The 24,500-nt window shown below is 61.2% G+C and carries 20 protein-coding genes and 4 tRNA genes; 20 read left to right on the top strand and 4 right to left on the bottom strand.

Annotation, left to right across the window (positions count from 1 at the left end; all coding sequences use genetic code 11):
* Nucleotides 1-47 precede the first annotated feature (47 nt).
* A complete protein-coding gene (locus tag M2395_RS10720; RefSeq protein ID WP_011060374.1) occupies nt 48-938 on the bottom strand; it encodes a LysR family transcriptional regulator in 891 nt (296 codons plus the stop codon).
* Nucleotides 939-1,091: 153 nt separating this feature from the next.
* Here M2395_RS10720 and leuC point away from each other — a divergent pair, with 153 nt between their 5' ends.
* The 7 genes from leuC to M2395_RS10685 all read left to right on the top strand — a co-directional run bounded on the left by leuC (nt 1,092) and on the right by M2395_RS10685 (nt 10,304).
* Entirely contained in the window at nt 1,092-2,510 is a 1,419-nt protein-coding gene (leuC, locus tag M2395_RS10715) for a 3-isopropylmalate dehydratase large subunit (protein WP_015634895.1), read from the top strand.
* A 10-nt stretch (nt 2,511-2,520) separates the two neighbouring features.
* Nucleotides 2,521-3,165 (top strand): 3-isopropylmalate dehydratase small subunit, encoded by a 645-nt coding sequence (leuD, locus tag M2395_RS10710; RefSeq protein WP_015634896.1) that lies wholly within the window; start codon nt 2,521-2,523, stop codon nt 3,163-3,165.
* A 94-nt stretch (nt 3,166-3,259) separates the two neighbouring features.
* Nucleotides 3,260-4,024, top strand: a complete 765-nt coding sequence (locus M2395_RS10705) for a class I SAM-dependent methyltransferase (RefSeq protein ID WP_015634897.1) — start codon at nt 3,260-3,262, stop codon at nt 4,022-4,024.
* 51 nt (nt 4,025-4,075) lie between these two features.
* On the top strand, nt 4,076-5,158 hold the full coding sequence (leuB, locus tag M2395_RS10700; RefSeq protein ID WP_011060378.1) for a 3-isopropylmalate dehydrogenase: 1,083 nt from the start codon (nt 4,076-4,078) through the stop codon (nt 5,156-5,158).
* Between the two features lie 54 nt (nt 5,159-5,212).
* Entirely contained in the window at nt 5,213-6,325 is a 1,113-nt protein-coding gene (gene asd, locus M2395_RS10695; protein ID WP_015634899.1) for an aspartate-semialdehyde dehydrogenase, read from the top strand.
* A 180-nt stretch (nt 6,326-6,505) separates the two neighbouring features.
* Nucleotides 6,506-7,516, top strand: a complete 1,011-nt coding sequence (locus M2395_RS10690) for an aspartate-semialdehyde dehydrogenase (RefSeq protein WP_123430336.1) — start codon at nt 6,506-6,508, stop codon at nt 7,514-7,516.
* A 205-nt stretch (nt 7,517-7,721) separates the two neighbouring features.
* Nucleotides 7,722-10,304: a FimV/HubP family polar landmark protein gene (locus M2395_RS10685; RefSeq protein ID WP_123430337.1), complete on the top strand. Its 2,583-nt coding sequence runs from the start codon at nt 7,722-7,724 to the stop codon at nt 10,302-10,304.
* A 77-nt stretch (nt 10,305-10,381) separates the two neighbouring features.
* On the opposite strand, the gene M2395_RS10680 is transcribed toward M2395_RS10685, so the two are convergent.
* A complete protein-coding gene (locus M2395_RS10680; RefSeq protein WP_123430338.1) occupies nt 10,382-11,041 on the bottom strand; it encodes a M24 family metallopeptidase in 660 nt (219 codons plus the stop codon).
* A gap of 228 nt (nt 11,042-11,269) precedes the next feature.
* Here M2395_RS10680 and truA point away from each other — a divergent pair, with 228 nt between their 5' ends.
* The 12 genes from truA to M2395_RS10620 all read left to right on the top strand — a co-directional run bounded on the left by truA (nt 11,270) and on the right by M2395_RS10620 (nt 20,684).
* Nucleotides 11,270-12,094, top strand: a complete 825-nt coding sequence (truA, locus tag M2395_RS10675) for a tRNA pseudouridine(38-40) synthase TruA (protein ID WP_123430339.1) — start codon at nt 11,270-11,272, stop codon at nt 12,092-12,094.
* A 61-nt stretch (nt 12,095-12,155) separates the two neighbouring features.
* Complete coding sequence (locus M2395_RS10670) at nt 12,156-12,788, top strand: phosphoribosylanthranilate isomerase (protein WP_041117021.1); 633 nt, start codon at nt 12,156-12,158, stop codon at nt 12,786-12,788.
* Nucleotides 12,789-13,047: 259 nt separating this feature from the next.
* Nucleotides 13,048-13,968, top strand: coding sequence for an acetyl-CoA carboxylase, carboxyltransferase subunit beta (gene accD / locus M2395_RS10665; RefSeq protein WP_019094939.1), 921 nt, complete (start codon nt 13,048-13,050; stop codon nt 13,966-13,968).
* Nucleotides 13,965-15,272 carry a bifunctional tetrahydrofolate synthase/dihydrofolate synthase gene (gene folC / locus M2395_RS10660; RefSeq protein WP_053150239.1) on the top strand — a complete coding sequence of 436 codons (1,308 nt, stop codon included), beginning with the start codon at nt 13,965-13,967 and terminating at the stop codon, nt 15,270-15,272. Before accD ends, folC begins: the two co-directional genes overlap by 4 nt.
* Complete coding sequence (locus tag M2395_RS10655) at nt 15,256-15,915, top strand: SPOR domain-containing protein (protein WP_015634906.1); 660 nt, start codon at nt 15,256-15,258, stop codon at nt 15,913-15,915. The genes folC and M2395_RS10655 overlap by 17 nt, the downstream gene beginning before the upstream one ends.
* A 98-nt stretch (nt 15,916-16,013) precedes the next feature.
* Nucleotides 16,014-16,571, top strand: coding sequence for a CvpA family protein (locus M2395_RS10650; RefSeq protein ID WP_011060387.1), 558 nt, complete (start codon nt 16,014-16,016; stop codon nt 16,569-16,571).
* Between the two features lie 41 nt (nt 16,572-16,612).
* Nucleotides 16,613-18,118, top strand: coding sequence for an amidophosphoribosyltransferase (gene purF / locus M2395_RS10645; protein ID WP_011060388.1), 1,506 nt, complete (start codon nt 16,613-16,615; stop codon nt 18,116-18,118).
* Between the two features lie 36 nt (nt 18,119-18,154).
* Complete coding sequence (locus M2395_RS10640) at nt 18,155-19,366, top strand: O-succinylhomoserine sulfhydrylase (protein WP_123430340.1); 1,212 nt, start codon at nt 18,155-18,157, stop codon at nt 19,364-19,366.
* A complete protein-coding gene (locus M2395_RS10635) occupies nt 19,363-20,139 on the top strand; it encodes an SDR family oxidoreductase (protein WP_041117029.1) in 777 nt (258 codons plus the stop codon). The genes M2395_RS10640 and M2395_RS10635 overlap by 4 nt, the downstream gene beginning before the upstream one ends.
* 154 nt (nt 20,140-20,293) lie before the next feature.
* Nucleotides 20,294-20,369: transfer RNA gene (locus M2395_RS10630), tRNA-Val, on the top strand.
* A gap of 59 nt (nt 20,370-20,428) precedes the next feature.
* A tRNA-Asp gene (locus tag M2395_RS10625) sits at nt 20,429-20,505 on the top strand.
* Between the two features lie 102 nt (nt 20,506-20,607).
* Nucleotides 20,608-20,684 (top strand) — tRNA-Asp (locus M2395_RS10620).
* 207 nt (nt 20,685-20,891) lie between these two features.
* Here M2395_RS10620 and M2395_RS10615 read toward each other — a convergent pair.
* Complete coding sequence (locus tag M2395_RS10615; protein WP_011060391.1) at nt 20,892-22,175, bottom strand: FAD-binding oxidoreductase; 1,284 nt, start codon at nt 22,173-22,175, stop codon at nt 20,892-20,894.
* Nucleotides 22,176-22,362: 187 nt separating this feature from the next.
* On the opposite strand from M2395_RS10615, the gene M2395_RS10610 reads away from it, so the two are divergent.
* Nucleotides 22,363-22,439: transfer RNA gene (locus tag M2395_RS10610), tRNA-Val, on the top strand.
* A 1,442-nt stretch (nt 22,440-23,881) separates the two neighbouring features.
* On the opposite strand, the gene M2395_RS10605 is transcribed toward M2395_RS10610, so the two are convergent.
* Nucleotides 23,882-24,238 carry a hypothetical protein gene (locus tag M2395_RS10605; RefSeq protein WP_123430341.1) on the bottom strand — a complete coding sequence of 119 codons (357 nt, stop codon included), beginning with the start codon at nt 24,236-24,238 and terminating at the stop codon, nt 23,882-23,884.
* Nucleotides 24,239-24,500: the final 262 nt, after the last annotated feature.

Raw genomic sequence — 24,500 nt, 5'->3', positions numbered from 1 at the left:
CGGGATACTCATGGCGCTGCGGCGTGGCACGGGCGATACCCGGAGTGTTATGCCGGGTTCCCTGGCCAATCGACTTGTGCATCCAGTAAGGCCATGAAAGCCCGCGCAGCGTTCGAAAGTGTCCGTTCGGTATGCAGGATATAGCCTAGCTGGCGGTGCAGCTGTATGCCCGGTAAAGGAATGCGCGCCACCTGGTCGTCGAGCATGGTGCGTGGCAGCACGCTCCAGGCCAGGCCGATGGACACCATCATCTTTATAGTTTCCAGATAGTTAGTACTCATGGCGATGTTCGGCGTCAGGCCCTGGGCTTCAAACAGGCGTTGGACAATATGGTGGGTAAAGGTATTGCCGCCGGGGAAAACTGCGGGATGCAGGGCAATATCCGCCAGGCTCACCTGGCCGCTGCTGACCAGCGGGTGTTCCGGCGCGGCGACGAAGTCCAGCGGGTCGTCCCAGACCGCAGTGGCCTTGACCAGGGAGTGGGGCTCGGGGGCCAGGGTGATCACTGCCAGTTCGGCGCGGCCATGGAGGATTTCCTCGTAGGCCACTTCGGAGTCGAGGAACTGGATGTCCAGGGCCACTTGCGGGTAGCGCCGGGTGAAGGCCCGCAGCAATGGCGGCAGGCGGTGCAGGCCAATGTGATGGCTGGTGGCCAGGGTCAGGCGGCCACTGACTTCGCCGGTGAGGTTGGTCAGGGCGCGGCGGGTGTCATCCAGCACATTGATGATCTGGTAGGCCCGGGGTAGCAGGGCACGCCCGGCCTCGGTCAGGCCGATCTCCCGCCCCAGGCGGTCGAACAGCCGCACGTTGAGTTGCTGCTCCAGGCCGGCGATGCGTTTGCTGATGGCTGGCTGGGTCAGGTGCAGGCGTTCGCCGGCGCCGGAAAAGCTGCCGGTCTCGGCGATGGCTATAAAGGCGTTGAGGTTGGCCAGGTCCATAGTTGCATTCCAGTTGGTTATCCAAAGCATGAAAAATATGAATTTGAGTTATTTAATCTAACGCCATAGGATCGGCCTCACAAGCCAAAGGGTTATTGATCGGCGCACGATCGGAGCCCGGGGCATAGAAACAAGCTGATGAGGAATGGTCCGATGGCCGGCAAGACGCTCTACGACAAGCTCTGGGATTCGCATTTGGTCAAGCAGCGCGACGATGGTTCGGCGCTGATCTATATCGATCGTCACATCATCCACGAAGTGACCTCGCCGCAAGCCTTCGAAGGCCTGCGTCTGGCCGGGCGCAAGCCATGGCGCATCGATGCCAACATCGCCACCCCGGACCACAACGTACCGACCACGCCGGAGCGCAAGGGCGGGATAGAAGCGATCGCCGACCAGGTTTCCCGCCTCCAGGTGCAGACCCTCGACGACAACTGCGATGAATACGGCATTGTCGAATTCAAGATGAACGACGTGCGCCAGGGCATCGTCCACGTGATCGGCCCGGAGCAGGGTGCCACCTTGCCGGGCATGACCGTGGTCTGTGGTGACTCCCACACCTCGACCCACGGTGCTTTCGGCGCCCTGGCCCATGGCATCGGCACCTCCGAGGTGGAGCACGTCCTTGCCACCCAGTGCCTGGTGGCCAAGAAAATGAAGAACATGCTGGTGCGCGTGGAAGGCACCTTGCCTTTCGGCGTGACCGCCAAGGACATCGTCCTGGCCGTGATCGGCAAGATCGGCACCGCCGGCGGTAACGGCCATGCCATCGAGTTCGCCGGTAGCGCGATTCGCGAGCTGTCCGTCGAAGGCCGCATGACCATCTGCAACATGTCCATCGAAGCCGGTGCCCGTGTCGGCCTGGTGGCGGCGGACGAAAAGACCGTGGCCTACGTCAAGGGGCGTCCGTTCGCCCCCAAGGGCGCCGAATGGGACTTGGCCGTCGAGGCCTGGAAGGACCTGGTGTCCGATGCCGACGCCAAGTTCGATACCGTGGTCGAGCTCGATGCCGCACAGATCAAGCCGCAGGTCAGCTGGGGTACGTCCCCGGAAATGGTCCTGGCGGTGGATCAGAACGTACCGGACCCGGCCAAGGAAATGGATCTGGTCAAGCGCGATTCCATCGTCCGCGCCTTGAAGTACATGGGCTTGAGCGCCAACCAGGCGATCACCGACATTCAGTTGGACCGCGTCTTCATCGGCTCCTGCACCAACTCGCGGATCGAAGACTTGCGCGCCGCCGCGGTCATCGCCAAGGGCCGCAAAGTGGCTTCCACCATCAAGCAGGCGATCGTGGTGCCGGGCTCGGGCCTGGTCAAGGCGCAGGCCGAATCGGAAGGCCTGGACAAGATCTTCCTCGAAGCCGGTTTCGAATGGCGTGAGCCGGGCTGCTCGATGTGCCTGGCGATGAACCCGGACCGCCTGGAGTCCGGCGAGCATTGCGCCTCGACCTCGAACCGCAACTTCGAAGGGCGCCAGGGTGCCGGTGGGCGTACCCACCTGGTCAGCCCGGCCATGGCCGCCGCCGCCGCTGTCAGCGGTCGTTTCGTCGACGTCCGTGAATTGATCTAAGGAGCGCAGCATGAAAGCTTTCACTCAGCACAATGGTTTGGTCGCGCCTCTGGATCGTGCCAACGTCGACACCGACCAGATCATCCCCAAGCAGTTTCTCAAGTCGATCAAGCGCACCGGCTTTGGCCCCAACCTGTTCGACGAATGGCGCTACCTGGACGTGGGCCAGCCCTACCAGGACAACTCCAAGCGCCCGTTGAACAAGGATTTCGTGCTCAACGCCGAGCGTTACCAGGGTGCCAGCGTGTTGCTGGCCCGGGAAAACTTCGGTTGCGGCTCCAGCCGCGAGCACGCGCCGTGGGCCCTGGAGGAGTACGGTTTTCGCAGCATCATCGCGCCCAGCTACGCCGACATCTTCTTCAACAACAGCTTCAAGAACGGCTTGCTGCCGATCATCCTGAGCGACGCTGAAATCGACGAGCTGTTCCAGCAGGTCGAGGCTACTCCGGGCTACCAGTTGCGCATCGACCTCCAAGCGCAGACCGTGACCCGCCCCGACGGCAAGGTGCTGAAGTTCGAGATCGATGCCTTCCGCAAGCATTGCCTGCTCAACGGTCTGGACGACATCGGCCTGACCCTGCAGGACGGCGACGCCATCGCCGCCTTCGAGGCCAAGCATCGCGCCAGCCAGCCCTGGCTGTTCCGCGACGCCTGATTGCCTGATCGACGGCAAGCCGGCCCCTACGGATGGCGTTGTAGGAGCTGGCTTGCCAGCGAACGCCGTTTCCCTTGCCCAAAAGGATCGCCCCATGACCAGCAACGCCCACAGCCAGGTAGTACAGAAGCAATTTGGCGAGCAGGCTTCGGCTTACCTGAGCAGCACCGTGCACGCTCAGGGTGCCGAATTCGCCTTGCTGCAGGCCGAGGTGGCAGGCAAGGGCACAGCCCGGCTCCTGGACCTGGGCTGCGGTGCCGGCCACGTCAGTTTTCATGTCGCGCCGCAGGTCAGGGAAGTGGTGGCCTACGACCTCTCCCAGCAGATGCTGGATGTGGTGGCAGGGGCGGCGCAGGAGCGCGGGCTGGGTAACATCCGCACCGTACTGGGCGCCGCCGAGCGCCTGCCGTTCGCCGATGGCGAGTTCGACTTCGTCTTCAGCCGTTACTCGGCCCACCATTGGAGCGACCTGGGCCTGGCCCTGCGGGAAGTGCGCCGGGTCCTGAAGCCGGGCGGCGTGGCGGCGTTCATCGATGTCTTGTCGCCGGGCAGTCCGCTGCTGGACACTTACCTGCAAAGCGTCGAAGTGCTGCGCGATACCAGCCATGTGCGCGATTATTCGGCGGGTGAATGGCTGCGCCAGGTCAGCGAGGCCGGCCTGCACACCCGCAGTACCAGCCGCCAGCGCCTGCGCCTGGAGTACAGCTCCTGGGTCGAGCGCATGCGCACTCCCGAGCCGTTGCGGGTGGCGATCCGCCAGTTGCAGCAGGCAATGGGTAACGAAGTGCGTGAATATTTTGAGATTGCGGCCGACGGTTCGTTCAGTACAGATGTACTGGTGCTGTGGGCCGAGCGATAGACTTTTTCCGGGCACGCCTGCGGGCGTGCCGACAGAGCAAACGAGGAACGCATGAGCAAGCAGATTCTGATTCTCCCCGGTGACGGTATTGGCCCGGAAATCATGGCCGAGGCGGTCAAGGTCCTGGAATTGGCCAACGACAAGTACAGCCTGGGCTTCGAGCTGAGCCACGACGTGATCGGCGGTGCGGCCATCGACAAGCACGGTGTGCCCCTGGCCGATGAGACCCTGGATCGTGCCCGTGCCGCCGATGCGGTGCTGCTGGGCGCCGTGGGCGGCCCGAAGTGGGACAAGATCGAGCGTGACATCCGCCCTGAGCGCGGCCTGCTGAAGATTCGTGCGCAACTGGGCCTGTTCGGCAACCTGCGTCCGGCGATCCTCTACCCGCAATTGGCCGATGCTTCGAGCCTGAAACCGGAAATCGTCTCCGGCCTGGACATCCTCATCGTTCGCGAGCTGACCGGCGGCATCTACTTCGGCGCGCCACGGGGCACCCGCGAACTGGAAAACGGCGAACGCCAGTCCTACGACACCCTGCCGTACAGCGAGAGTGAAATCCGCCGTATTGCCCGGGTCGGCTTCGACATGGCCCGCGTGCGCGGCAAGAAGCTGTGCTCGGTGGACAAGGCCAACGTCCTGGCGTCCAGCCAACTGTGGCGTGAAGTGGTCGAGCAAGTGGCCAAGGACTACCCGGATGTCGAGTTGAGCCACATGTACGTGGACAACGCCGCCATGCAACTGGTGCGTGCGCCGAAGCAGTTCGATGTGATCGTCACCGACAACATGTTCGGCGATATTCTTTCCGACGAAGCCTCGATGCTCACCGGTTCCATCGGCATGCTGCCGTCGGCGTCCCTGGACGCCAACAACAAGGGCATGTACGAGCCATGCCACGGTTCGGCGCCGGACATCGCCGGGCAGGGCATTGCCAACCCGCTGGCGACCATCCTCTCGGTGTCGATGATGTTGCGCTACAGCTTCAACCTGACCGAGGCCGCGGACGCCATCGAGCAGGCCGTGAGCCGGGTCCTGGACCAGGGTTTGCGCACCGGCGACATCTGGTCGGCCGGTTGCACCAAAGTCGGTACGCAGGAAATGGGCGATGCAGTAGTCGCCGCGCTGCGGAATCTGTAATCTTTCGGGCCCACTGCACAGACAGTGGCCCACTTTTGTATAGGTGTAGTTGCGATGAAACGTGTAGGTCTGATCGGTTGGCGCGGTATGGTCGGTTCCGTGCTCATGCAGCGGATGCTGGAAGAGCAGGACTTCGATCTTATTGAACCGGTGTTTTTCACCACTTCCAATGTCGGTGGCCAGGGGCCGTCGGTGGGCAAGGATATTGCTCCGCTGAAGGACGCCTACAGCATTGAAGAGTTGAAAACCCTCGACGTGATTCTGACCTGCCAGGGTGGCGACTACACCAGCGAAGTCTTCCCCAAGCTGCGCGAAGCGGGCTGGCAGGGCTACTGGATCGATGCCGCATCCAGCCTGCGCATGGAAGATGACGCGGTGATCATCCTCGATCCGGTGAACCGCAAGGTCATCGACCAGCAGCTGGATGCGGGCACCAAGAACTACATCGGCGGCAACTGCACCGTCAGCCTGATGCTGATGGGCCTGGGCGGCCTGTTCGAAGCCGGCCTGGTGGAGTGGATGAGCGCCATGACCTATCAGGCCGCCTCCGGCGCCGGCGCGCAGAACATGCGCGAGCTGATCAAGCAGATGGGCGCCACCCACGCTGCCGTCGCTGATGAACTGGCCAACCCGGCCAGTGCCATCCTCGACATCGATCGCAAGGTGGCCGAGGCCATGCGCAGCGATGCCTACCCGACCGAGAACTTCGGCGTGCCGCTGGCCGGTAGCCTGATTCCATGGATCGACAAGGAACTGCCCAACGGCCAGAGCCGTGAAGAGTGGAAGGCCCAGGCCGAGACCAACAAGATCCTCGGTCGCTTCAAGAGCCCGATCCCGGTGGATGGTATCTGCGTGCGCATCGGCGCCATGCGCTGCCACAGCCAGGCGCTGACCATCAAGCTCAACAAGGATGTGCCGATCGCCGATATCGAAGGGCTGATCAGCCAGCACAACCCTTGGGTCAAGCTGGTGCCGAACCAGCGTGATATCAGCATGCAGGAGCTGAGCCCGACCAAGGTCACCGGCACCCTGAACATTCCGGTGGGCCGCCTGCGCAAGCTGAACATGGGCTCGCAGTTCCTGGGCGCCTTCACTGTCGGCGACCAGTTGCTGTGGGGGGCGGCCGAGCCGCTGCGCCGCATGCTGCGGATCCTGCTGGAGCGTTGATTCTCTGAGCGCTTGAAATAGCCCGCCCCTTGCACAAGGCGCGGGCTTTTTCATGCCCACCGCAGGAGTGGGCTTGCCCGCCAAGAGTGCTTCGTTCCAGCCACAGCTCCCCCCGCGAATTGCCTCGCCACCCCGTGCCGGGTAAAGTGCCGCTCCCCCCGTTTCGCCTGAGGTAGCACCATGACTCCTTCCCTTGATATTGCCGTGATCGGTGCCACCGGTACTGTCGGCGAAACCCTGGTGCAGATTCTGGAAGAACGTGACTTCCCCGTTGCCAACCTGCACCTGCTGGCCAGTAGCGAGTCGGCCGGTCATTCGGTGCCGTTCCGCGGCAAGAACGTGCGGGTGCGTGAAGTCGACGAGTTCGATTTCAGCAAGGTCCAGCTGGCGTTCTTCGCGGCCGGCCCGGCGGTGACCCTGAGTTTTGCCCCGCGTGCCACGGCGGCCAGCTGCGCGGTGATCGATCTTTCCGGTGCCTTGCCTTCGGCCCAGGCGCCCAATGTCATTCCCGAAGCCAATGCCCAGGTGCTGGCCGGCTTGAAAAAACCATTGCAACTGAGCAGCCCGAGCGCTTCGGCTACCGCCCTGGCCGTGGCGCTGGCGCCGTTGCAAGGCTTGCTGGACATCCAGCGGGTCAACCTGACCGCCAGCCTGGCGATCTCCAGCCAGGGTCGTGAGGCCGTCAGCGAACTGGCCCGGCAGACGGCCGAACTGTTGAATGTGCGCCCCATGGAGCCACGCTTTTTCGATCGGCAAGTGGCCTTCAACCTGCTGGCCCAGGTCGGCACTCCAGACGCCCAGGGCCATACCCTGCTGGAAAAGCGCCTGGTCCGGGAGTTGCGCGAGGTGCTGGGGCAGCCTTTATTAAAGATTTCTGTCACTTGCATTCAAGCGCCGGTATTTTTTGGCGATAGCTATAGCGTGACTCTGCAGTCAGGCAGCGCCGTTGACCTGGCGGCAGTCAATGCAGCACTGGAAGCGGCCCCCGGCCTGGAGCTGGTGGAGGCGGGCGACTATCCGACTGCCGTGGGTGACGCCGTGGGCCAGGATGTTGTCTATGTGGGGCGGGTTCGTTCCGGGGTCGACGACCCGACGGAACTGAATCTGTGGCTGACCTCGGATAACGTACGCAAAGGTGCGGCCTTGAACGCTGTGCAGCTGGCTGAATTGTTGATAAAAGACCTGCTGTAAAAGATACTTGGCAACAATTTGCAGAATGAATCTAGCCGGGCGCTATGCTTGGCAAGTTGCTGGAGGTGAGTGGCCGTCAGGTGCTCCCGGGGCATGCAAGAAATAATCGCGCGTCGTGGTCGTTGATGGTCCCGCGCAATGCCTGTTGGCAGCCGCTACAAAACCTTCTCGCTGGCCGAGGAATGTTCAAACAAAGGATGAGGCTATGGTTCAAGTTCGCAAACTGGTGTTAGCAATAGCGGCCGCCTCGGCGCTGTCCTCCGGTATGGCGCAGGCGCTTGGGCTTGGGGAGCTGACCCTGAAGTCGAGTCTGAACCAGCCTCTGGTAGCAGAAATCGAATTGCTCGATGTCAAGGACCTCACTGCCGCCGAGGTAGTGCCCAGCCTTGCGCCGGCAGAAGAGTTCGCCAAGGCCGGCGTTGATCGCCAGGCCTTTCTCAACGACCTGCGTTTCACTCCGATTCTCAATCCCGGCGGCAAGAGCGTGCTGCGGGTGACCTCGAGCCAGCCGCTGTCGGAGCCGATGGTCAAGTTCCTGGTGCAGGTGATGTGGCCCAACGGCCGCCTGCTGCGCGACTACAGTGTGCTGCTGGACCCATCGAAATTCTCCCCGCAGGCCGCCGCCGCTGCCCAGAGCGCGCCAGTAGGCGCCCCGGCGGTGAGTGCTCCGGTCACCCGCGCCAACAAGTCCGGCAAGTCGGAGCAGTACACCACCTCGGCCCGTGACACCTTGTGGGAAATCGCCGCCAAGAACCGCAACGGTGCCTCTATCCAGCAGACCATGCTGGCGATCCAGGCGCTGAACCCGGATGCCTTTATCGATGGCAACATCAATCGGCTGAAGACCGGCAAGGTGCTGCGCCTGCCCGATGTGGTGCAGAGCACCGCGCTGCCGCAGCCCAAGGCAATTGCTGAAGTGGCGGCGCAGAATGCTGCCTGGCGCCAGGGTCGCCGCGCCGGTGCCCGTGGCCAGCAGCAGGTGGACGCGACTCGTCGCGCCGGTGCCGACAAGGCGCCCAAGCAGGTCAACACCAAGGACAACCTGAGCCTGGTGTCCGCTGAAAACGGCAAGACCCGGGGCAAGGGCGCAGCCGGCGATGCCAAGGCGCTGAACAACAAGCTGGCGGTGACTCAGGAAAGCCTCGACGCAACCCGTCGTGACAACGCCGAGCTCAAGGAGCGCATGGCGGACCTGCAAAGCCAGCTGGACAAGCTGCAGCGCCTGATCGAATTGAAGAACAACCAGTTGGCCAAGATGCAGGCCGAGGGCGCAGGTACTGCGGTACCTAGTGCCCAGCCAGCTCCGGCAATGCCAGCTGAGTTGGTGGCCAAGCCCGAAGCGCCAGCCCCACTGGTGGCGCCAGCGGCCCCGGCCAGCGAGCCGGCTGCCAAGCCTGCTGAGGATGCCGTTCCCGCCAAGAGCGACGAAGATAAATACTCCGATCTGCTGACCAACCCGATCCTGCTGGGGCTGGTGGGTGGCGGTGCGGTATTGGTCTTGTTGCTGCTGTTGCTGTTGCTGGCTCGTCGCCGCAAGGCTCAGCAGGAAGCGGAGAAGCACTTGCGCATGGCGCGGGCACTGTCGGAGGAAAGCGATTTCACCGAGGAAATGGACCTGCCGGAAAGCAGCTTCGAAGGCCTTGAGGTTCCAGCACCAAGCGTTAATCTCGCTCCAGCTCCAGCTCCAGCTCCAGCTCCAGCGCCGGTGGTGGCGCCCGCTCCGGTAGCCCCGGTCGAGCGGGCCACCGATGTGCTGGGCCAGGCTCAGAATCACATCGATGCCGGCCGCCTGAACCAGGCCGCGGCGATTCTCGAAGAAGCGGTCAAGTTGGAGCCGCAACGCAGTGATCTGCGTCTGAAGCTGATGGAGGTCTACGCGCATCAGGGTGACCGCAGCGCCTTTGTCGCCCAGGAACGGCAGTTGGTGGCCAATGGCGATAACCACGCTCAGGTCGAGCAACTGAAAAGTCGCTTCCCGGCAATGGTCGCGGTAGCGGCGGCAGCTGGCCTGGCCACTGCGGCCGTGGCAGCCGAACTGGATGCCGAGTACGTCAAGGAGCTGCTGCAGGACGAACCGCCAGCGCCTGAGCCGGCTGCTCCGGTAGAAGGCCTGGATGCGGATTTTGACCTGAGCCTGGATGACCTGGAGGCGGCTTCGCCGGCAGTGCTCACCCCTGAACCTGAAACCGAGCTGGAAGACTTCCCGCTGGATGACGACCTGAGCTTTGGCTCGGTGCTCGAGCAGCAGCTTGCTCCCGAGGAAAACCTGGACGACCTGGGTGATTTCGATCTGGACCTGGGGGCTGATCTACCGGCGGCGAAGCCGAGCGATGAAGATTTCCTGCTGAGCCTGGACGACGACCTCAAGGACCTGCCGGCAGGCGACGTGCCTACCGTCACCGACCCGGCCCTGGATGACCTGGATCTGTCGGCGGACTTCGATCTGTCCCTGGCCGATGAGCTGGATGCTGGCGCGGACTCCAAGGACGCCTTCACTTCCGAGCTGGATGATGTAAACGCCGAACTGGATCGTCTGAGCCAGAGCCTTGATCAGCCGGAGCCGGCGATCCCCAGCTTCACTGCCGAGGATGCCGCTGCAGCGCCTGATGAGGCGGACTTCGACTTCCTCTCCGGCAGCGATGAGGTGGCCACCAAGCTCGATCTGGCCCAGGCCTATATCGATATGGGGGATAACGACGGTGCGCGGGACATCCTCGGTGAGGTGCTGAGCGAAGGTAACGAAGGGCAGAAGAGCGAAGCCCAGGAGATGCTGGGGCGACTGGCCTGAAGCAACCTGATGCTTGAACAGAACGGCAGCCGATGAGGCTGCCGTTTTTGTTGGTGGCGCTGCGGTGGCGGTGAGGCTCAGGCCAGCAGGTCTTCGTAAAAGGCACCGAAGGGCCGGGTAGGGTGGGCGATCTGGATTTCCAGGATCCACAGACCCACTTGCGGGCAGGCGGCGAAATCTCCCAGGTCCCCGGCGCGGTAGATGGCGTGGGGAAAGTCGCTGACCCGATGGCCCTTGATATCCAGATTGAGTGCCCAGCCCATGGCTCGGGCCTGTTCCTGTGCATAGCGATAGAGTTCAGGGCCAGCCACCAGGTGGCTCTGCCAGTGGTCGTGGACCTGGTCGAACAGGCTTTTCGCCGCGGCGGCACAGGCATGCATTTCAGCGTCGTCGCCGACCACGAACGTCGCCCCGCAATCACCTTCATGGCGATCCCAGACCACGCCCAGGTCGATGAAGAACAGATCGTTTTCCTGGAGTAGCGGATCGCCATCGGAGCGTTGCTTGAAGGTTTTCAGGGTATTGGCGCCAAAGCGGATCAGCAGCGGATGCCAGATTCGCTCCATACCCATCTCCCGCAGGACTTGCAGGCCCATTTCCCTGGCGGAGGATTCCTGCATGCCCGGCTTGACCTGCCGGGCGATCTGCCCGATGGCCTCCCAGGTCATGCGCTTGGCATGGAGCATGCCCTCCAGGCTGTAGGCCAGGCCTACGGCTTCTTTGCTGGTTGCGATCATTCATCGGCTCTCGATCAGGGGGCTTTGTTGTTTTCGATATATAAAAAACTATATAGCGTTTGCCTGTGGGCGGATGCAATCGCCCTGTGGGCGGCTGTATGGCTGATCAATCTGCAAACAAGGCCCGACAGCCCGTGGCGTCTATTGTCTGCGGCCCTATAATGAGCGCCTTTGCACATATCAGCAGGCTGTAAGTTCTTGGCAAATATAGATAACCCGGCCGCCGAAATGGCAGCCGAAGGCTTTTCCCGAATCGCTCTGGGTGTGGAATACAAGGGCTCGCGCTACCGCGGCTGGCAGCGTCAGGCCTCCGGTGTGCCCAGTGTCCAGGAAACCTTGGAGAAGGCCCTGTCCCGGGTCGCGGATTCTCCGGTGGTGGTGTCTTGTGCCGGACGCACCGATGCCGGGGTGCATGCCTGCGGGCAGGTGGTGCATTTCGATACTCAGGCCGTGCGTTCGATGAAGGCCTGGGTGATGGGGGCCAATATCAATTTGCCCCACGACATCAGCGTCAGCTGGGCCAAGGAGATGCCCGCGCATTTTCACGCACGGTTCAAGGCGATCGCCCGGCGTTACCGTTATGTGATCTACAACGATCAGATCCGTCCAGCCCATCTCAACGAAGAAATCACCTGGAACCACCGGCCGCTGGATATCGAGCGCATGGCCCAGGCTGCCGCGTTCCTGGTGGGCACCCATGATTTCAGCGCGTTCCGGGCCGGGCAGTGCCAGGCCAAGTCGCCGATCAAGGAGATCCATCACCTTCGGGTCACCCGCCACGGCAAGATGATCGTCCTGGATATTCGTGCCAGCGCCTTCCTGCATCACATGGTGCGCAACATCGCCGGGGTGCTGATGACCATCGGTGCCGGCGAGCGGCCGGTGGAGTGGGCGCGAGAAGTGCTGGATAGCCGGATCCGGCGTACCGGCGGCGTCACCGCCCATCCTTTTGGCCTGTACCTGGTGCAGGTCGAATACAAGGACGAGTTCCGGTTGCCCGAGCGATACATCGGGCCACATTTCCTCAGCGGATTCTCGGAACTTGACGGCTGACGCCCGGAAAAGCATTTGCTACCATCCGGGACTTTCCGGATTTGCCCCCGAGGTTCATGACATGCCAGCTGTTCGCAGCAAGATCTGCGGGATTACCCGCATAGAAGATGCGTTGGCAGCAGTGGCGGCGGGGGCCGATGCCATCGGCCTAGTGTTCTATGCCAAGAGCCCGCGGGCGGTGAATGTGCAGCAGGCGCGGGCAATCATCGCCGCCTTGCCGCCGTTCGTGACCAGCGTCGGCCTCTTCGTCAATGCCAGTCGTTGCGAGCTGGGGGAGATTCTCGACGCCGTACCGCTGGACTTGCTGCAGTTTCATGGCGATGAGTCGGCGGCTGATTGCGAGGGCTATCACCGGCCCTATATCAAGGCGTTGCGGGTCAAGGCCGGGGATGACATCGCGGCGGCCTGCCTGGCCTATCCGCGGGCCAGCGGGATTCTGCTGGATACCTATGTCGAAGGCGTGCCGGGTGGAACCGGCGAGGCGTTCGACTGGTCCCTGGTTCCTCAGGGGCTGAGCAAGCCGATCATTCTCGCCGGTGGCCTCACGCCAGATAACGTGTCGGCAGCCATCGCCCGGGTGCGCCCGTATGCGGTGGATGTCAGCGGCGGGGTGGAGCAGGGCAAGGGCATCAAGGACCCGGCAAAGATTCAGGCATTTATGCAGGCAGTGCGTCGCAGCAACGAGTCGATGTGACGGCTGGCAGTCTGCCGCCGTCCATAACACCACTGTACAAAACAGGCAGGCGTCGCCTTCAGGCGGGGTCGGAATCGAGTGGCAACCGCTCTGGAGCGGGTTGTCGGGATGGCTGAGGAAAGGTTCGTTGCAGGCAGGTCGAGCCCGGTGCTGACCGCGGCAGCGAACTGATCATCGCCGCACACATGAATTTAGCTCAAGGGCATACGCGGGGCTGCGAACCAGAGCGTTCGGGCCGCCGGTACTGGAGAAAGAAAGCATGAGCAACTGGTTAGTAGACAAACTGATCCCTTCGATCATGCGTTCCGAGGTGAAGAAAAGCTCGGTGCCTGAAGGTCTTTGGCACAAGTGCCCATCCTGCGAGGCGGTGCTCTATCGTCCAGAGCTGGAAAAGACCCTGGATGTTTGCCCCAAGTGCAACCACCACATGCGCATCGGTGCGCGTGCCCGTATCGATATCTTCCTCGACGCCGAAGGCCGTGCCGAACTGGGCGCTGACCTGGAGCCAGTGGACCGTCTGAAGTTCCGCGACGGCAAGAAGTACAAGGACCGCCTGACCGCTGCGCAGAAGCAGACTGGCGAGAAAGATGCGCTGATCTCCATGAGTGGCACCCTGCTGGGCATGCCGGTGGTGGTCTCGGCTTTCGAATTTTCCTTCATGGGGGGCTCCATGGGCGCCATCGTCGGCGAGCGTTTCGTGCGCGCCGCCAACTACGCCCTGGAAAATCGCTGCCCGATGATCTGCTTCTCCGCCTCCGGTGGTGCGCGGATGCAGGAAGCCCTGATCTCTCTGATGCAGATGGCCAAGACCTCCGCGGTACTGGCGCGCCTGCGTGAAGAAGGCATCCCGTTCATCTCCGTGTTGACCGACCCGGTCTACGGCGGCGTTTCCGCCAGCCTGGCGATGCTGGGCGACGTGATCGTCGCCGAGCCAAAAGCCCTGGTGGGCTTCGCCGGTCCTCGAGTGATCGAGCAGACCGTGCGGGAAAAACTGCCTGAAGGTTTCCAGCGCAGTGAGTTCCTGCTGGAGCATGGTGCGATCGACATGATCATCTCCCGCCAGGAGCTGCGTCCGCGCCTGGGCAACCTGCTGGCCCAGCTGATGGGCCTGCCGACGCCGGAATTCGTCGCGGCGCCGGTCGAGCCGATCGTGGTGCCGCCGGCTCCAGCAAACCTATGACCCAACGTACCCTGGGCGAATGGCTCGCCTACCTCGAGCAGTTGCACCCCTCGGCCATCGACATGGGGCTGGCGCGCTCGCAGCAGGTAGCGTCCCAGATGGGGCTGGGCAAGCCGGCGCCCCGGGTGGTCACGGTCACCGGTACCAATGGCAAGGGCTCTACCTGCGCTTTTGTCGCTTCCCTGCTGCGGGCCCAGGGCCTGCAGGTGGGGGTCTACAGTTCGCCGCACCTGTTGCGTTATAACGAGCGGGTGCAGATCAATGGCGTCGAGGCCACTGACGAGCAGTTGTGCGAAGCCTTTGCTGCGGTAGAGGCGGGGCGCGGCGAAGTCACCCTGACTTACTTCGAGATGGGCACTCTGGCAGCGTTCTGGCTGTTTCAGCAGGCGGCGCTGGATGCCGTGGTCCTGGAGGTGGGGTTGGGTGGCCGCCTGGATACGGTCAATCTGGTGGATGCCGACCTGGCGCTGGTGACCAGTATTGGTGTCGATCACATCGAATACCTGGGCGATTCCCGCGAATCCGTGGCCTTCGAGAAGGCCGGGATCTTTCGTCCTGGCGCTCCGGCGCTATGTGGCGACCTGGATCCGCCGCAACCCTTGCTGGACAAGGCGCGGGAGCTGGGCTGCCCGTTTTTCCTGCGGGGGCGGGACTTTGATCTTGGGGTCACTGACCAGCATTGGCAGTGGCGTGGCCTGGATGCCCAGGGCAAGCCGGTCGAGCTGCAAGACCTGCCATTGCTGGATCTGCCTATGGAAAATGCCGCTCTGGCGTTGCAGGCCTATCTGCTCACCGGTTTGCCATGGCAGCCGGAGCGGATCAGCGCGGCCTTGCGCCAGACCCGGGTTACCGGGCGTCTGGATCGCCGGCAGGTCGACTGGCAGGGCAAGCGCCTGAACCTGCTGCTGGACGTCGGTCACAACCCCCATGCCGCCCAGTACCTGGCTGAGCGCCTGGCGCGCCGGCCTGTGCCGGGCAAGCGTCTGGCGGTGTTCGGGCTGCTGGCGGACAAGGATCTGGAGGGCGTGATTGGCTGCCTGAAAGGGGCGGTCCGGCACTGGGCGGTAGCGCCTCTGGACACGCCGCGGGCGCGCCCGGTGGAGGATTTGCAGCAGGCTCTGGAGAACCTTGGTGCTCCGGTAGCGTCCTATTCCAGTGTGGCCGCCGCGCTGGAAGCGCAATGCGCGCAAGCCACTGCAGATGACGAAATTCTGCTGTTCGGTTCTTTTTATTGTGTTGCCGAGGCGCTTGAGTGGCTCGCCCGGCGCTCCACGGAGGAAGCTGCACATGGCAATGCTGGATAACGTCTACAAGCAGCGAATGGTCGGAGCACTGGTGTTGGTGGCCTTGGCGGTGATCTTTCTGCCAATGCTGTTCTCGCGCGAGGATGAGCAGCGTCATGTGACGGTGGATGTGCCGTCGGCGCCGCAAGCCGCGGCCATGCCGCAGGTCCAGGTCGAGCCGGTAGTTGTGCCAGAGCCTCAGGTACTGCCCGAGGGCTCTGTGCCAGCCGACGAGCACGAGCCTGTGGTGCAGCAAGCGCCATCGACCCCGATCGCACCGGCCCCGGTGGTGGCTCCTGCTCCGACCGTGGCCAGCAAGCCTGCGCCTGTGGCCAAGCCTGCGCCGACACCGGCTCCGGTTCCGCCGCAGCCCGTGGCCAGTGCCAAGCCCGATACCAGCCAGAGCCGGGTCGATGCCAATGGCCTGTCCGTCAGTTGGTCGGTGCAACTGGCCAGTCTGTCGAGCCGTGAAAGCGCGGAAAACCTGCAGAAAACCCTGCGCAGCCAGGGTTATAACGCCTATATCCGTTCCGCCGAAGGCAAGAACCGGGTATTTGTCGGGCCGCTGATCGAGCGCGCCGAAGCTGATCGCCTGCGTGACCTGCTGGGGCGTCAGCATAATCTCAAGGGTTTCGTGGTGCGCTTCCAGCCAGAGCGTGGCTAAGGCTATCCGCTTGATTTTAAAAGCACAGTGAATCGCAGCTTACCGACAGCCAAGCGCTCTGTTAAAATGCGCCGCCTTATCCGTCTGTAGGCTGCACTGTGCCATTTACCTGGGTTGACTGGGCGATCGTTGCAATAATCGCCATCTCCGCTTTGATCAGCTTGAGCCGCGGTTTCGTCAAAGAAGCCTTGTCGTTGCTTACCTGGATCATCGCAGGAGTCGTTGCCTGGATGTTTGGTGGCTCACTGTCCGAGTACCTCGGCGGTTATATCGAAACTCCCTCGGCTCGCGTGATCGCGGGCTGCGCAATCATGTTTGTCGCCACCTTGCTGGTGGGGGCAATGGTCAACTATCTCATCGGCGAGTTGATTCGCGTCACCGGCCTCTCCGGGACCGATCGATTCCTCGGCATGGCCTTCGGCGCTGCGCGTGGCGCGCTGCTGGTGGTCGTGGCAATCGGGCTCCTGAGCCTGGGGCCGGTACAGCAGGATTCCTGGTGGCAACAGTCGCGACTGGTGCCACAATTTCTATTGGTTGCAGACTGGTCCAAGAACCTCATATTGGGGTGGAGCAGTCAGTGGCTGGCCAGCGGTATCAGCGTACCCGCTGATATACCGTTCAAGGAGCACCTCTTACCGGCCAAAACGCCTCAGTAAGATGGGTTCAGTTCAGTTTCATTAAGTAGGGGTTGCGTCGCATGTGTGGCATCGTCGGTATCGTCGGTAAGTCGAACGTCAATCAGGCGCTGTATGACGCGCTAACCGTCCTCCAGCACCGCGGCCAGGACGCTGCCGGTATCGTGACCAGCCATGATGGCCGGTTATTCCTGCGCAAGGACAACGGCCTGGTGCGTGATGTGTTCCAGCAGCGGCACATGCAGCGCCTGGTAGGCCATATGGGCATCGGCCATGTCCGCTATCCAACCGCGGGCAGCTCGACCTCGGCCGAGGCTCAGCCGTTCTACGTCAACTCGCCTTACGGCATCACCCTGGCGCACAACGGCAACCTGACCAATGTGGAGCAGTTGGCCAAGGAGATCTACGAGTCCGACCTGCGCCACGTCAACACCAACTCCGACTCTGAAGTGCTGCTCAACGTGTTTGCCCACGAGCTGGCCCAGCGCGGCAAGTTGCAGCCTACCGAGGAAGACGTGTTTGCCGCCGTCACCGACGTGCACAACCGTTGCGTGGGTGGCTACGCGGTGGTGGCCATGATCACCGGCTACGGCATTGTCGGTTTCCGTGACCCCCACGGTATCCGTCCGATCGTCTTCGGCCAGCGTCATACCGACGAAGGCGTGGAATACATGATCGCCTCGGAAAGCGTTTCCCTGGATGTGCTGGGTTTCACCCTGATTCGCGACCTGGCTCCGGGCGAAGCGGTCTACATCACTGAAGAGGGCAAGCTCTACACCCGCCAGTGCGCCACCAACCCGCAACTCACGCCGTGCATCTTCGAACACGTATATCTGGCCCGTCCGGATTCGATCATTGATGGCGTCTCGGTGTACAAGGCGCGCCTGCGCATGGGTGAGAAACTGGCAGAGAAGATCCTGCGCGAGCGTCCTGAGCACGATATCGACGTGGTGATCCCGATTCCGGATACCAGCCGCACTGCGGCGCTGGAGCTGGCGAACCATCTGGGGGTCAAGTTCCGCGAAGGTTTCGTCAAGAACCGTTACATCGGCCGTACCTTCATCATGCCGGGCCAGGCGGCGCGGAAGAAATCCGTACGCCAGAAGCTCAATGCGATCGAACTGGAATTTCGCGGCAAGAACGTGATGCTGGTGGACGACTCCATCGTCCGTGGCACCACCTGCAAGCAGATTATCCAGATGGCCCGTGAAGCGGGCGCGAAGAACGTCTACTTCTGCTCGGCTGCACCGGCCGTGCGTTACCCGAACGTGTATGGCATCGACATGCCGAGCGCCCACGAGTTGATCGCCCACAATCGTTCGACCCAGGACGTGGCAGACCTGATCGGCGCCGACTGGCTGATCTACCAGGACTTGCCGGACCTGATCGAGGCGGTCGGTGGTGGCAAGATCAAGATCGAGAACTTCGACTGCGCGGTGTTCGACGGCAAGTACGTTACCGGCGACGTCGACGAGGCCTACCTGAACAAGATCGAGAACGCTCGTAACGATGCGTCCAAGGCCAAGACCCAGGCGGTCAGCGCCATCATCGATCTGTACAACAACTGATCCGAGCATTTTAAGAAGACATTAGGAGTAGGCGGCATGAGTCAGGATTGGGATGCCGGTCGGCTGGACAGCGACCTTGAAGGCGTAGCGTTCGATACCCTGGCGGTGCGCGCCGGCCAACACCGCTCGCCGGAAGGCGAGCACGGTGACCCGATGTTCTTCACCTCCAGCTATGTGTTCCGTACGGCCGCCGATGCGGCGGCGCGGTTTGCTGGCGAAGTGCCGGGCAACGTCTATTCGCGCTACACCAACCCCACCGTGCGTTCCTTCGAAGAGCGCATCGCGGCGCTGGAAGGGGCTGAGCAGGCTGTGGCGACCGCCACTGGCATGGCGGCCATTCTCTCGGTGGTCATGAGCCTGTGCAGCGCCGGCGATCATGTGCTGGTGTCGCGCAGCGTGTTCGGCTCCACCATCAGCCTGTTCGAGAAGTACTTCAAGCGCTTTGGTGTTGAAGTCGATTACGTGCCCCTGGCGGACCTGTGCGGCTGGGATGCGGCGATCAAGAGCAATACCAGGCTGCTGTTCGTCGAGTCGCCCTCCAATCCGCTGGCCGAGCTGGTGGATATCGCCGCGTTGGCGGAGGTGGCCCATGCCAAGGGCGCAATGCTGGTGGTGGATAACTGTTTCTGCACTCCGGCCTTGCAGCAGCCGTTGAAGCTGGGGGCGGACGTGGTGGTGCATTCGGCGACCAAGTTCATCGACGGCCAGGGTCGTTGCATGGGCGGCGTGGTGGCCGGGCGCAGCGAGCAGATGAAAGAAGTGGTGGGTTTCCTGCGTACCGCCGGGCCGACCCTGAGCCCGTTCAACGCCTGGATCTTCCTCAAGGGCCTGGAAACCCTCAACCTGCGGATGCGTGCTCATTGTGCCAATGCCCTGGCCCTGGCTGAGTGGCTGGAGCAGCAGGAGGGCGTCGAGAAGGTGCACTACGCAGGCCTTGCCAGCCATCCGCAGCACGAGCTGGCCAAGCGTCAGCAGCGTGGTTTTGGCGCGGTGGTGAGTTTTGAGGTCAAGGGCGGCAAAGAGGGCGCCTGGCGCTTTATCGATGCCACGCGACTGATCTCCATTACCGCCAACCTCGGCGACAGCAAAACCACCATCACCCATCCGAGCACCACGTCCCACGGGCGCCTGGCGCCCCAGGAGCGTGAAGCGGCAGGCATTCGCGACAGCCTGATCCGCATCGCGGTGGGGCTGGAGGACGTGGTCGACCTGCAAGCCGACCTGGCTCGCGGCCTGGCAGCCTTGTGATCGAGTTGTCCACGCCCCAGGGCGGCGGCAATGGGCGTGTCGCGCTGGTGACCGGCGCGGCCCGAGGTATCGGCCTGGGTATCGCTGCCTGGCTGATCAGCGAAGGCTGGCAGGTGGTGTTGACCGACCTCGATCGTGAGCGCGGCTCCAAGGTGGCCAAGGTGCTGGGTGAAAGTGCCTGGTTCATCACCATGGACGTGGCCGATGAAGTGCAAGTGGCCCAGGGGGTGGCTGAGGTGCTGGGGCAGTTCGGGCGCCTCGACGCCCTGGTCTGCAATGCCGCTGTAGCCGACCCGCACAACATCACCCTGGAAAGCCTGGATCTGGCCTACTGGAATCGGGTCATGGCGGTGAACCTGGGCGGGCCGATGCTGCTGGCCAAGCACTGTGCGCCGTATTTGCGCGCCCATGGCGGCGCCATCGTCAATCTGGCTTCTACCCGCGCCAGGCAATCGGAGCCTGACAGCGAAGCCTACGCGGCGAGCAAGGGGGGGCTGCTGGCCTTGACTCATGCCCTGGCGATCAGCCTGGGGCCGGAGATTCGGGTCAATGCGGTAAGCCCCGGCTGGATCGATGCCCGGGATCCTGCGGTGCGTCGCGCAGAGCCGTTATCCGATGCCGATCATGCCCAGCATCCGGCAGGCAGGGTAGGGACGGTGGAAGATGTGGCCTCCATGGTGGCCTGGCTGCTGTCCCGCAATTCGGGCTTTGTCACCGGCCAGGAATTCGTGGTGGACGGTGGCATGACCAAGAAAATGATTTATCAGGAATAAGGGTGGTAGCGAGTTTGTGGCCGCAAGCCCAAGAGGAGCGCCTCTGGCTCTTGGTGCGAAGTTTCTGCTTGCTGCTGTTTTTGAAAAAAACTTCAAGCCTGCTATTGACTTAGCTTCGTTACCTGCGTAAATTTCGCGGCCTCAGCGAAGCAAAGGGTGATTAGCTCAGCCGGGAGAGCGTCTGCCTTACAAGCAGAATGTCGGCGGTTCGATCCCGTCATCACCCACCATTCCCTGAGTCTCTTTCGCAAGAAAGAGGGAAGCTTCCAAGGAAGCCTCCAACCGACGCGCAGCGGTAGTTCAGTCGGTTAGAATACCGGCCTGTCACGCCGGGGGTCGCGGGTTCGAGTCCCGTCCGCTGCGCCATATTTTCCAAGTCAGGTTCGCCTGGCTTGAGATTGAGGAAGCCTCGAAGCTCTTCAATCAGATGATTTAAACGGTTCACATGGACGCAAGTCCAAGCGATACGCAGCGGTAGTTCAGTCGGTTAGAATACCGGCCTGTCACGCCGGGGGTCGCGGGTTCGAGTCCCGTCCGCTGCGCCATATCAGCCTCAAGGATCACTGAACGCCTTGAAGCAACGAAATAAGCCAACAGCTTGTTTCGCATCGATAGCAAAGACCCTGGTCGCAAGACCGGGGTTTTTTGTTTTCGGGATTCGCTCTTTGGTAGCGTCTTTTGCTTGCTGTTGATCGAACACAAAAAAACCGCCTGCTCGGCGGTTTTTTTGTGCTTGTAAGGAGGTTTGGCTTTCAGAAGCCGAGCTTGTCCCGAAGGCTGTAGTACCAAGCGCCCAGGGCGGTGAATGGCGTGCGCAGCAACTGGCCGCCGGGGAAGGGGTAGTGAGGCAGGTCGGCAAAGGCGTCAAAGCGCTCAGCCTGGCCGCGCAGGGCCTCCGCCAGGACTTTCCCGGCCAGGTGGGTGTAGGTCACGCCGTGGCCGCTGCAGCCCTGGGAGTAGTAGATATTGTCCCCCAGGCGCCCAACCTGGGGCAGGCGCGACAGCGTCAGCAGGAAGTTGCCGGTCCAGGCGTAATCGATCTTCACGTTCTGCAGTTGCGGGAAGGCCTTGAGCATCTTCGGTCGGATGATGGCCTCGATGTTCGCCGGGTCGCGGGCGCCATACACCACGCCGCCACCGAAAATCAGGCGCTTGTCGCCGGAGAGGCGGTAGTAGTCCAGCAGGTAGTTGCAGTCTTCGACGCAGTAATCCTGGGGCAACAGGCTGGCTGCCAGCTCATCGCTCAGGGGCTCGGTGGTGATGACCTGGGTTCCGCAAGGCATGGACTTGGCTGCCAGCTCCGGAACCAGATTGCCCAGGTAGGCATTGCCGGCAACGATGATGAATTTGGCGCGGACCTTTCCTTGGGGCGTGTGGACCACCGGATTGGCGCCGCGCTCGATGCGGATTGCCGGGGACTGTTCATAGAGGGTGCCGCCCAGCGACTCCACGGCAGCCGCTTCACCCAGTGCCAGGTTCAGTGGATGGATGTGGCCGCCGCTCATGTCGAGCATGCCGCCCTTGTATTGATCGCAGGCCACGATTTCGCGGATACGCCGCTCATCCAGCAATTCCAGCTGGGTGTGGCCGTAGCGCTCCCACAGGCGCTTCTGCGACTCCAGATGACCCATCTGCTTGCTGGTCAGCGCTGCGAATACACCGCCGTCCTTCAGATCGCACTGAATCTGGTATTTGGCCACCCGTTCACGAATGATCCGGCCACCCTCAAAGGCCATCTGCCCCAGCAGTTGTGCCTGCTTGGGGCCGACGCTGCGTTCGATCACGTCGATATCGCGGCTGTAGCTGTTGACGATCTGCCCGCCATTGCGCCCTGAAGCGCCAAAGCCGACCTTGGCGGCCTCCAGTACGGTCACACGAAAGCCGTTTTCCAGGAGGAACAGGGCGCTGGACAGGCCGGTATAACCCGCACCGATCACGCAGACATCGGTTTCAATCTCGCCTTGGAGCATCGGACGTTCCGGAGCCGCATTGGCCGATGCCGCGTAATAGGACTGTGGGTAGGGAATGTTCGCCATCCTGCGACCTCATGTGTTTAATATATTTTACGAGTGCGCCGATGCTACCTGAGTTGCAAATGAGCTGCCAGACAGAAGAAAAAACTTCTTCATCCCGCGAAAATTAAAAAATTCGCATATTCATAGGCTTAGCTGCAAAAAAGGTGTTGACACCCCTTTGGAATTCCGTAGAATGCCGCCTCACAGCAGGCACGTAGCTCAGTTGGTTAGAGCACCACCTTGACATGGTGGGGGTCGTTGGTTCGAGTCCAATCGCGCCTACCAAACAAAATCCGCTCTGCTGGGCGGTGTGAAGGGGAATCCGAAAGGGTTCCCCTTTTTCTTTGCCTAAGAAAACGTTCACAAATTATAGGCTTCGTTCACACAAGGCAATGTGAACGTGGATTCATGCCTGCCTCTGTTCACACTCAGATTTGTGAACGACTCCACCTAACCCATTGATATACATGGCTCGTTCACTATCTTGTCTAGGTGGTGGTACGTTCGCAGGCTCACTCCCTTGCCCGTTGCTCGTGCCTCGCAAGGGCAGGCTTCTAACCAACTGAGCTACGTGCCTGCTGTGAGGCGGGTACGCCTGTCGGCCACGCTCAACACCCTACGCTCTGTGGTGAATCCTGAACGCTCTGTGTGCTGCTGTAGGGCTGGCGGGGGGCGTCTCTCTAGGGGTGGGGCAGGGGGTGTGGGGTGGGGTGCTTATATATGCAATGGTGCTAGTTAATTTCTAATCAAAACTCCAGAGGCTGGCATCTGCTAAAGGGCGCAGTGAGAGCAGAGTTGCCTCTGCCCTCGATCAGTCTTAAGCGTATTGCGTCAGCTTCCAGGTCACCGATTTGCCGTCATAAGGTGGGAACCGGTTACCTTTGGCAATTGGCGCTGTCGTGCTTGGAGTGCCGACTACTGTCCAAATACCGCTTTCTGGGCAGCTCTGCCCTGTTGTCCCCGTAGTGCCAATTGGTGCCTTTGTCATCTTCGTTTCGCTCCTGTAGGTCAGTCGCAACTTCAAGGTTGCTCACGAAGCGTAGGCTATGATTTCAGTTTGGCATCACCGTGGTGGTATTATTTCCACTATATTTGTAAGGGAATAATTCAGATGAAGTGGTTAGCTGCGTCAATCGTGTTTGCTGCGCTGGTCCTCTCGTACGCTATCAGTATGCCGTTTCGTGATTGCGTGGCTGGCTATGTGGTCCAAGCAAAATCCGGTGATGCTTCTACGCGTGCATTGGCTGCTATGACCTGCCAAATTCGGCGGGGCTAGGGCTTGACGCTACTTACTGCACGGCGTATATCAGTAGCAGTGCAAACGGGCCTTGCGTAAGCTGAACTGTATGTCTCAGAGAGTGAGGCGCTTTGAAGTCAGTAGCGTCATAGCGAACCTTCAGTGGTGTAGTGGTGATGTGAGCGCTGATAGGTCCGCGCCGATGGATTGTAGACCGGCCCGCTATACACCAGCGTAAAGTGTGTAGGCTTATTCCTTCTGGCTTGGTTAGAAGGACAGGTGACTGGTAGCTGAACTATCAGGCATAGAGGGCGCTAGCCTCTGTGAAGAACGGCCAGTGTGGTAACGCATTGAGCACCCCTGAGGGGCATCTAGGTAAGCCTAGAATCTGAGCATCATGCCTTACCTGCCCTAGCTTTGCCCAATACCCACTGTTTAAATTGAACGCTGGCCTTTAGGGTCAATGCACCCCTCTTGTCTTAATAAATAATTATCTTGGTTTGCTGTCTACGAGCTTCATTCGTCGAATATCTACGTCATATTCTTCCTGAATGCGTTTGGCAATGGCGGTTTCACGCTCAACCTCTAATTTACGTGGGCGACCTACAGGTCTTACGCCACCAGTTACCTTTAACATCTCTTTAACGGCGCTGATGTTTCCATTGACTAACTCTTGTTTCAATATCTCAATTGATTTGTCATGCCAATAGATACGGTGTTCCTCTTTCCATCCTTGTTCTTCTGCGTGGGTGTCGAGTGTAATCATGCTAACGCCCAAGCGCTTGGCTAGGACGCAGTGTGAATTTGTCTCAATGTATTCTGTCTTGTCTTTATCTGTAAGGTTCATGGTTTTTCTCTGTGTTCGATTGTTATTATAAGGGTCAGTGAGTAGCAGATGATGTTAATCGTTATAGCTATGAAGCTAACTCATGTATGACCTGAAGTATTACTAGCTGGGTGTATTGTATTAAGAGTAGGGCGCTTAGGAGGTAGGTCACGTTTCGATAGCTGACGCTCTCTCTATTTCTTCTAGTGTACACCTTGATAGATAGCCTACCGCTTGAAGGGAAATGCCTTGATTGTATGAGATGTCATACAGTGCTTGGTGG

The organism is Pseudomonas sp. BIGb0176, from assembly GCF_024810175.1.
Lineage (GTDB): Bacteria > Pseudomonadota > Gammaproteobacteria > Pseudomonadales > Pseudomonadaceae > Aquipseudomonas > Aquipseudomonas protegens.
This window is presented reverse-complemented; position numbering and strand designations above follow the sequence as displayed.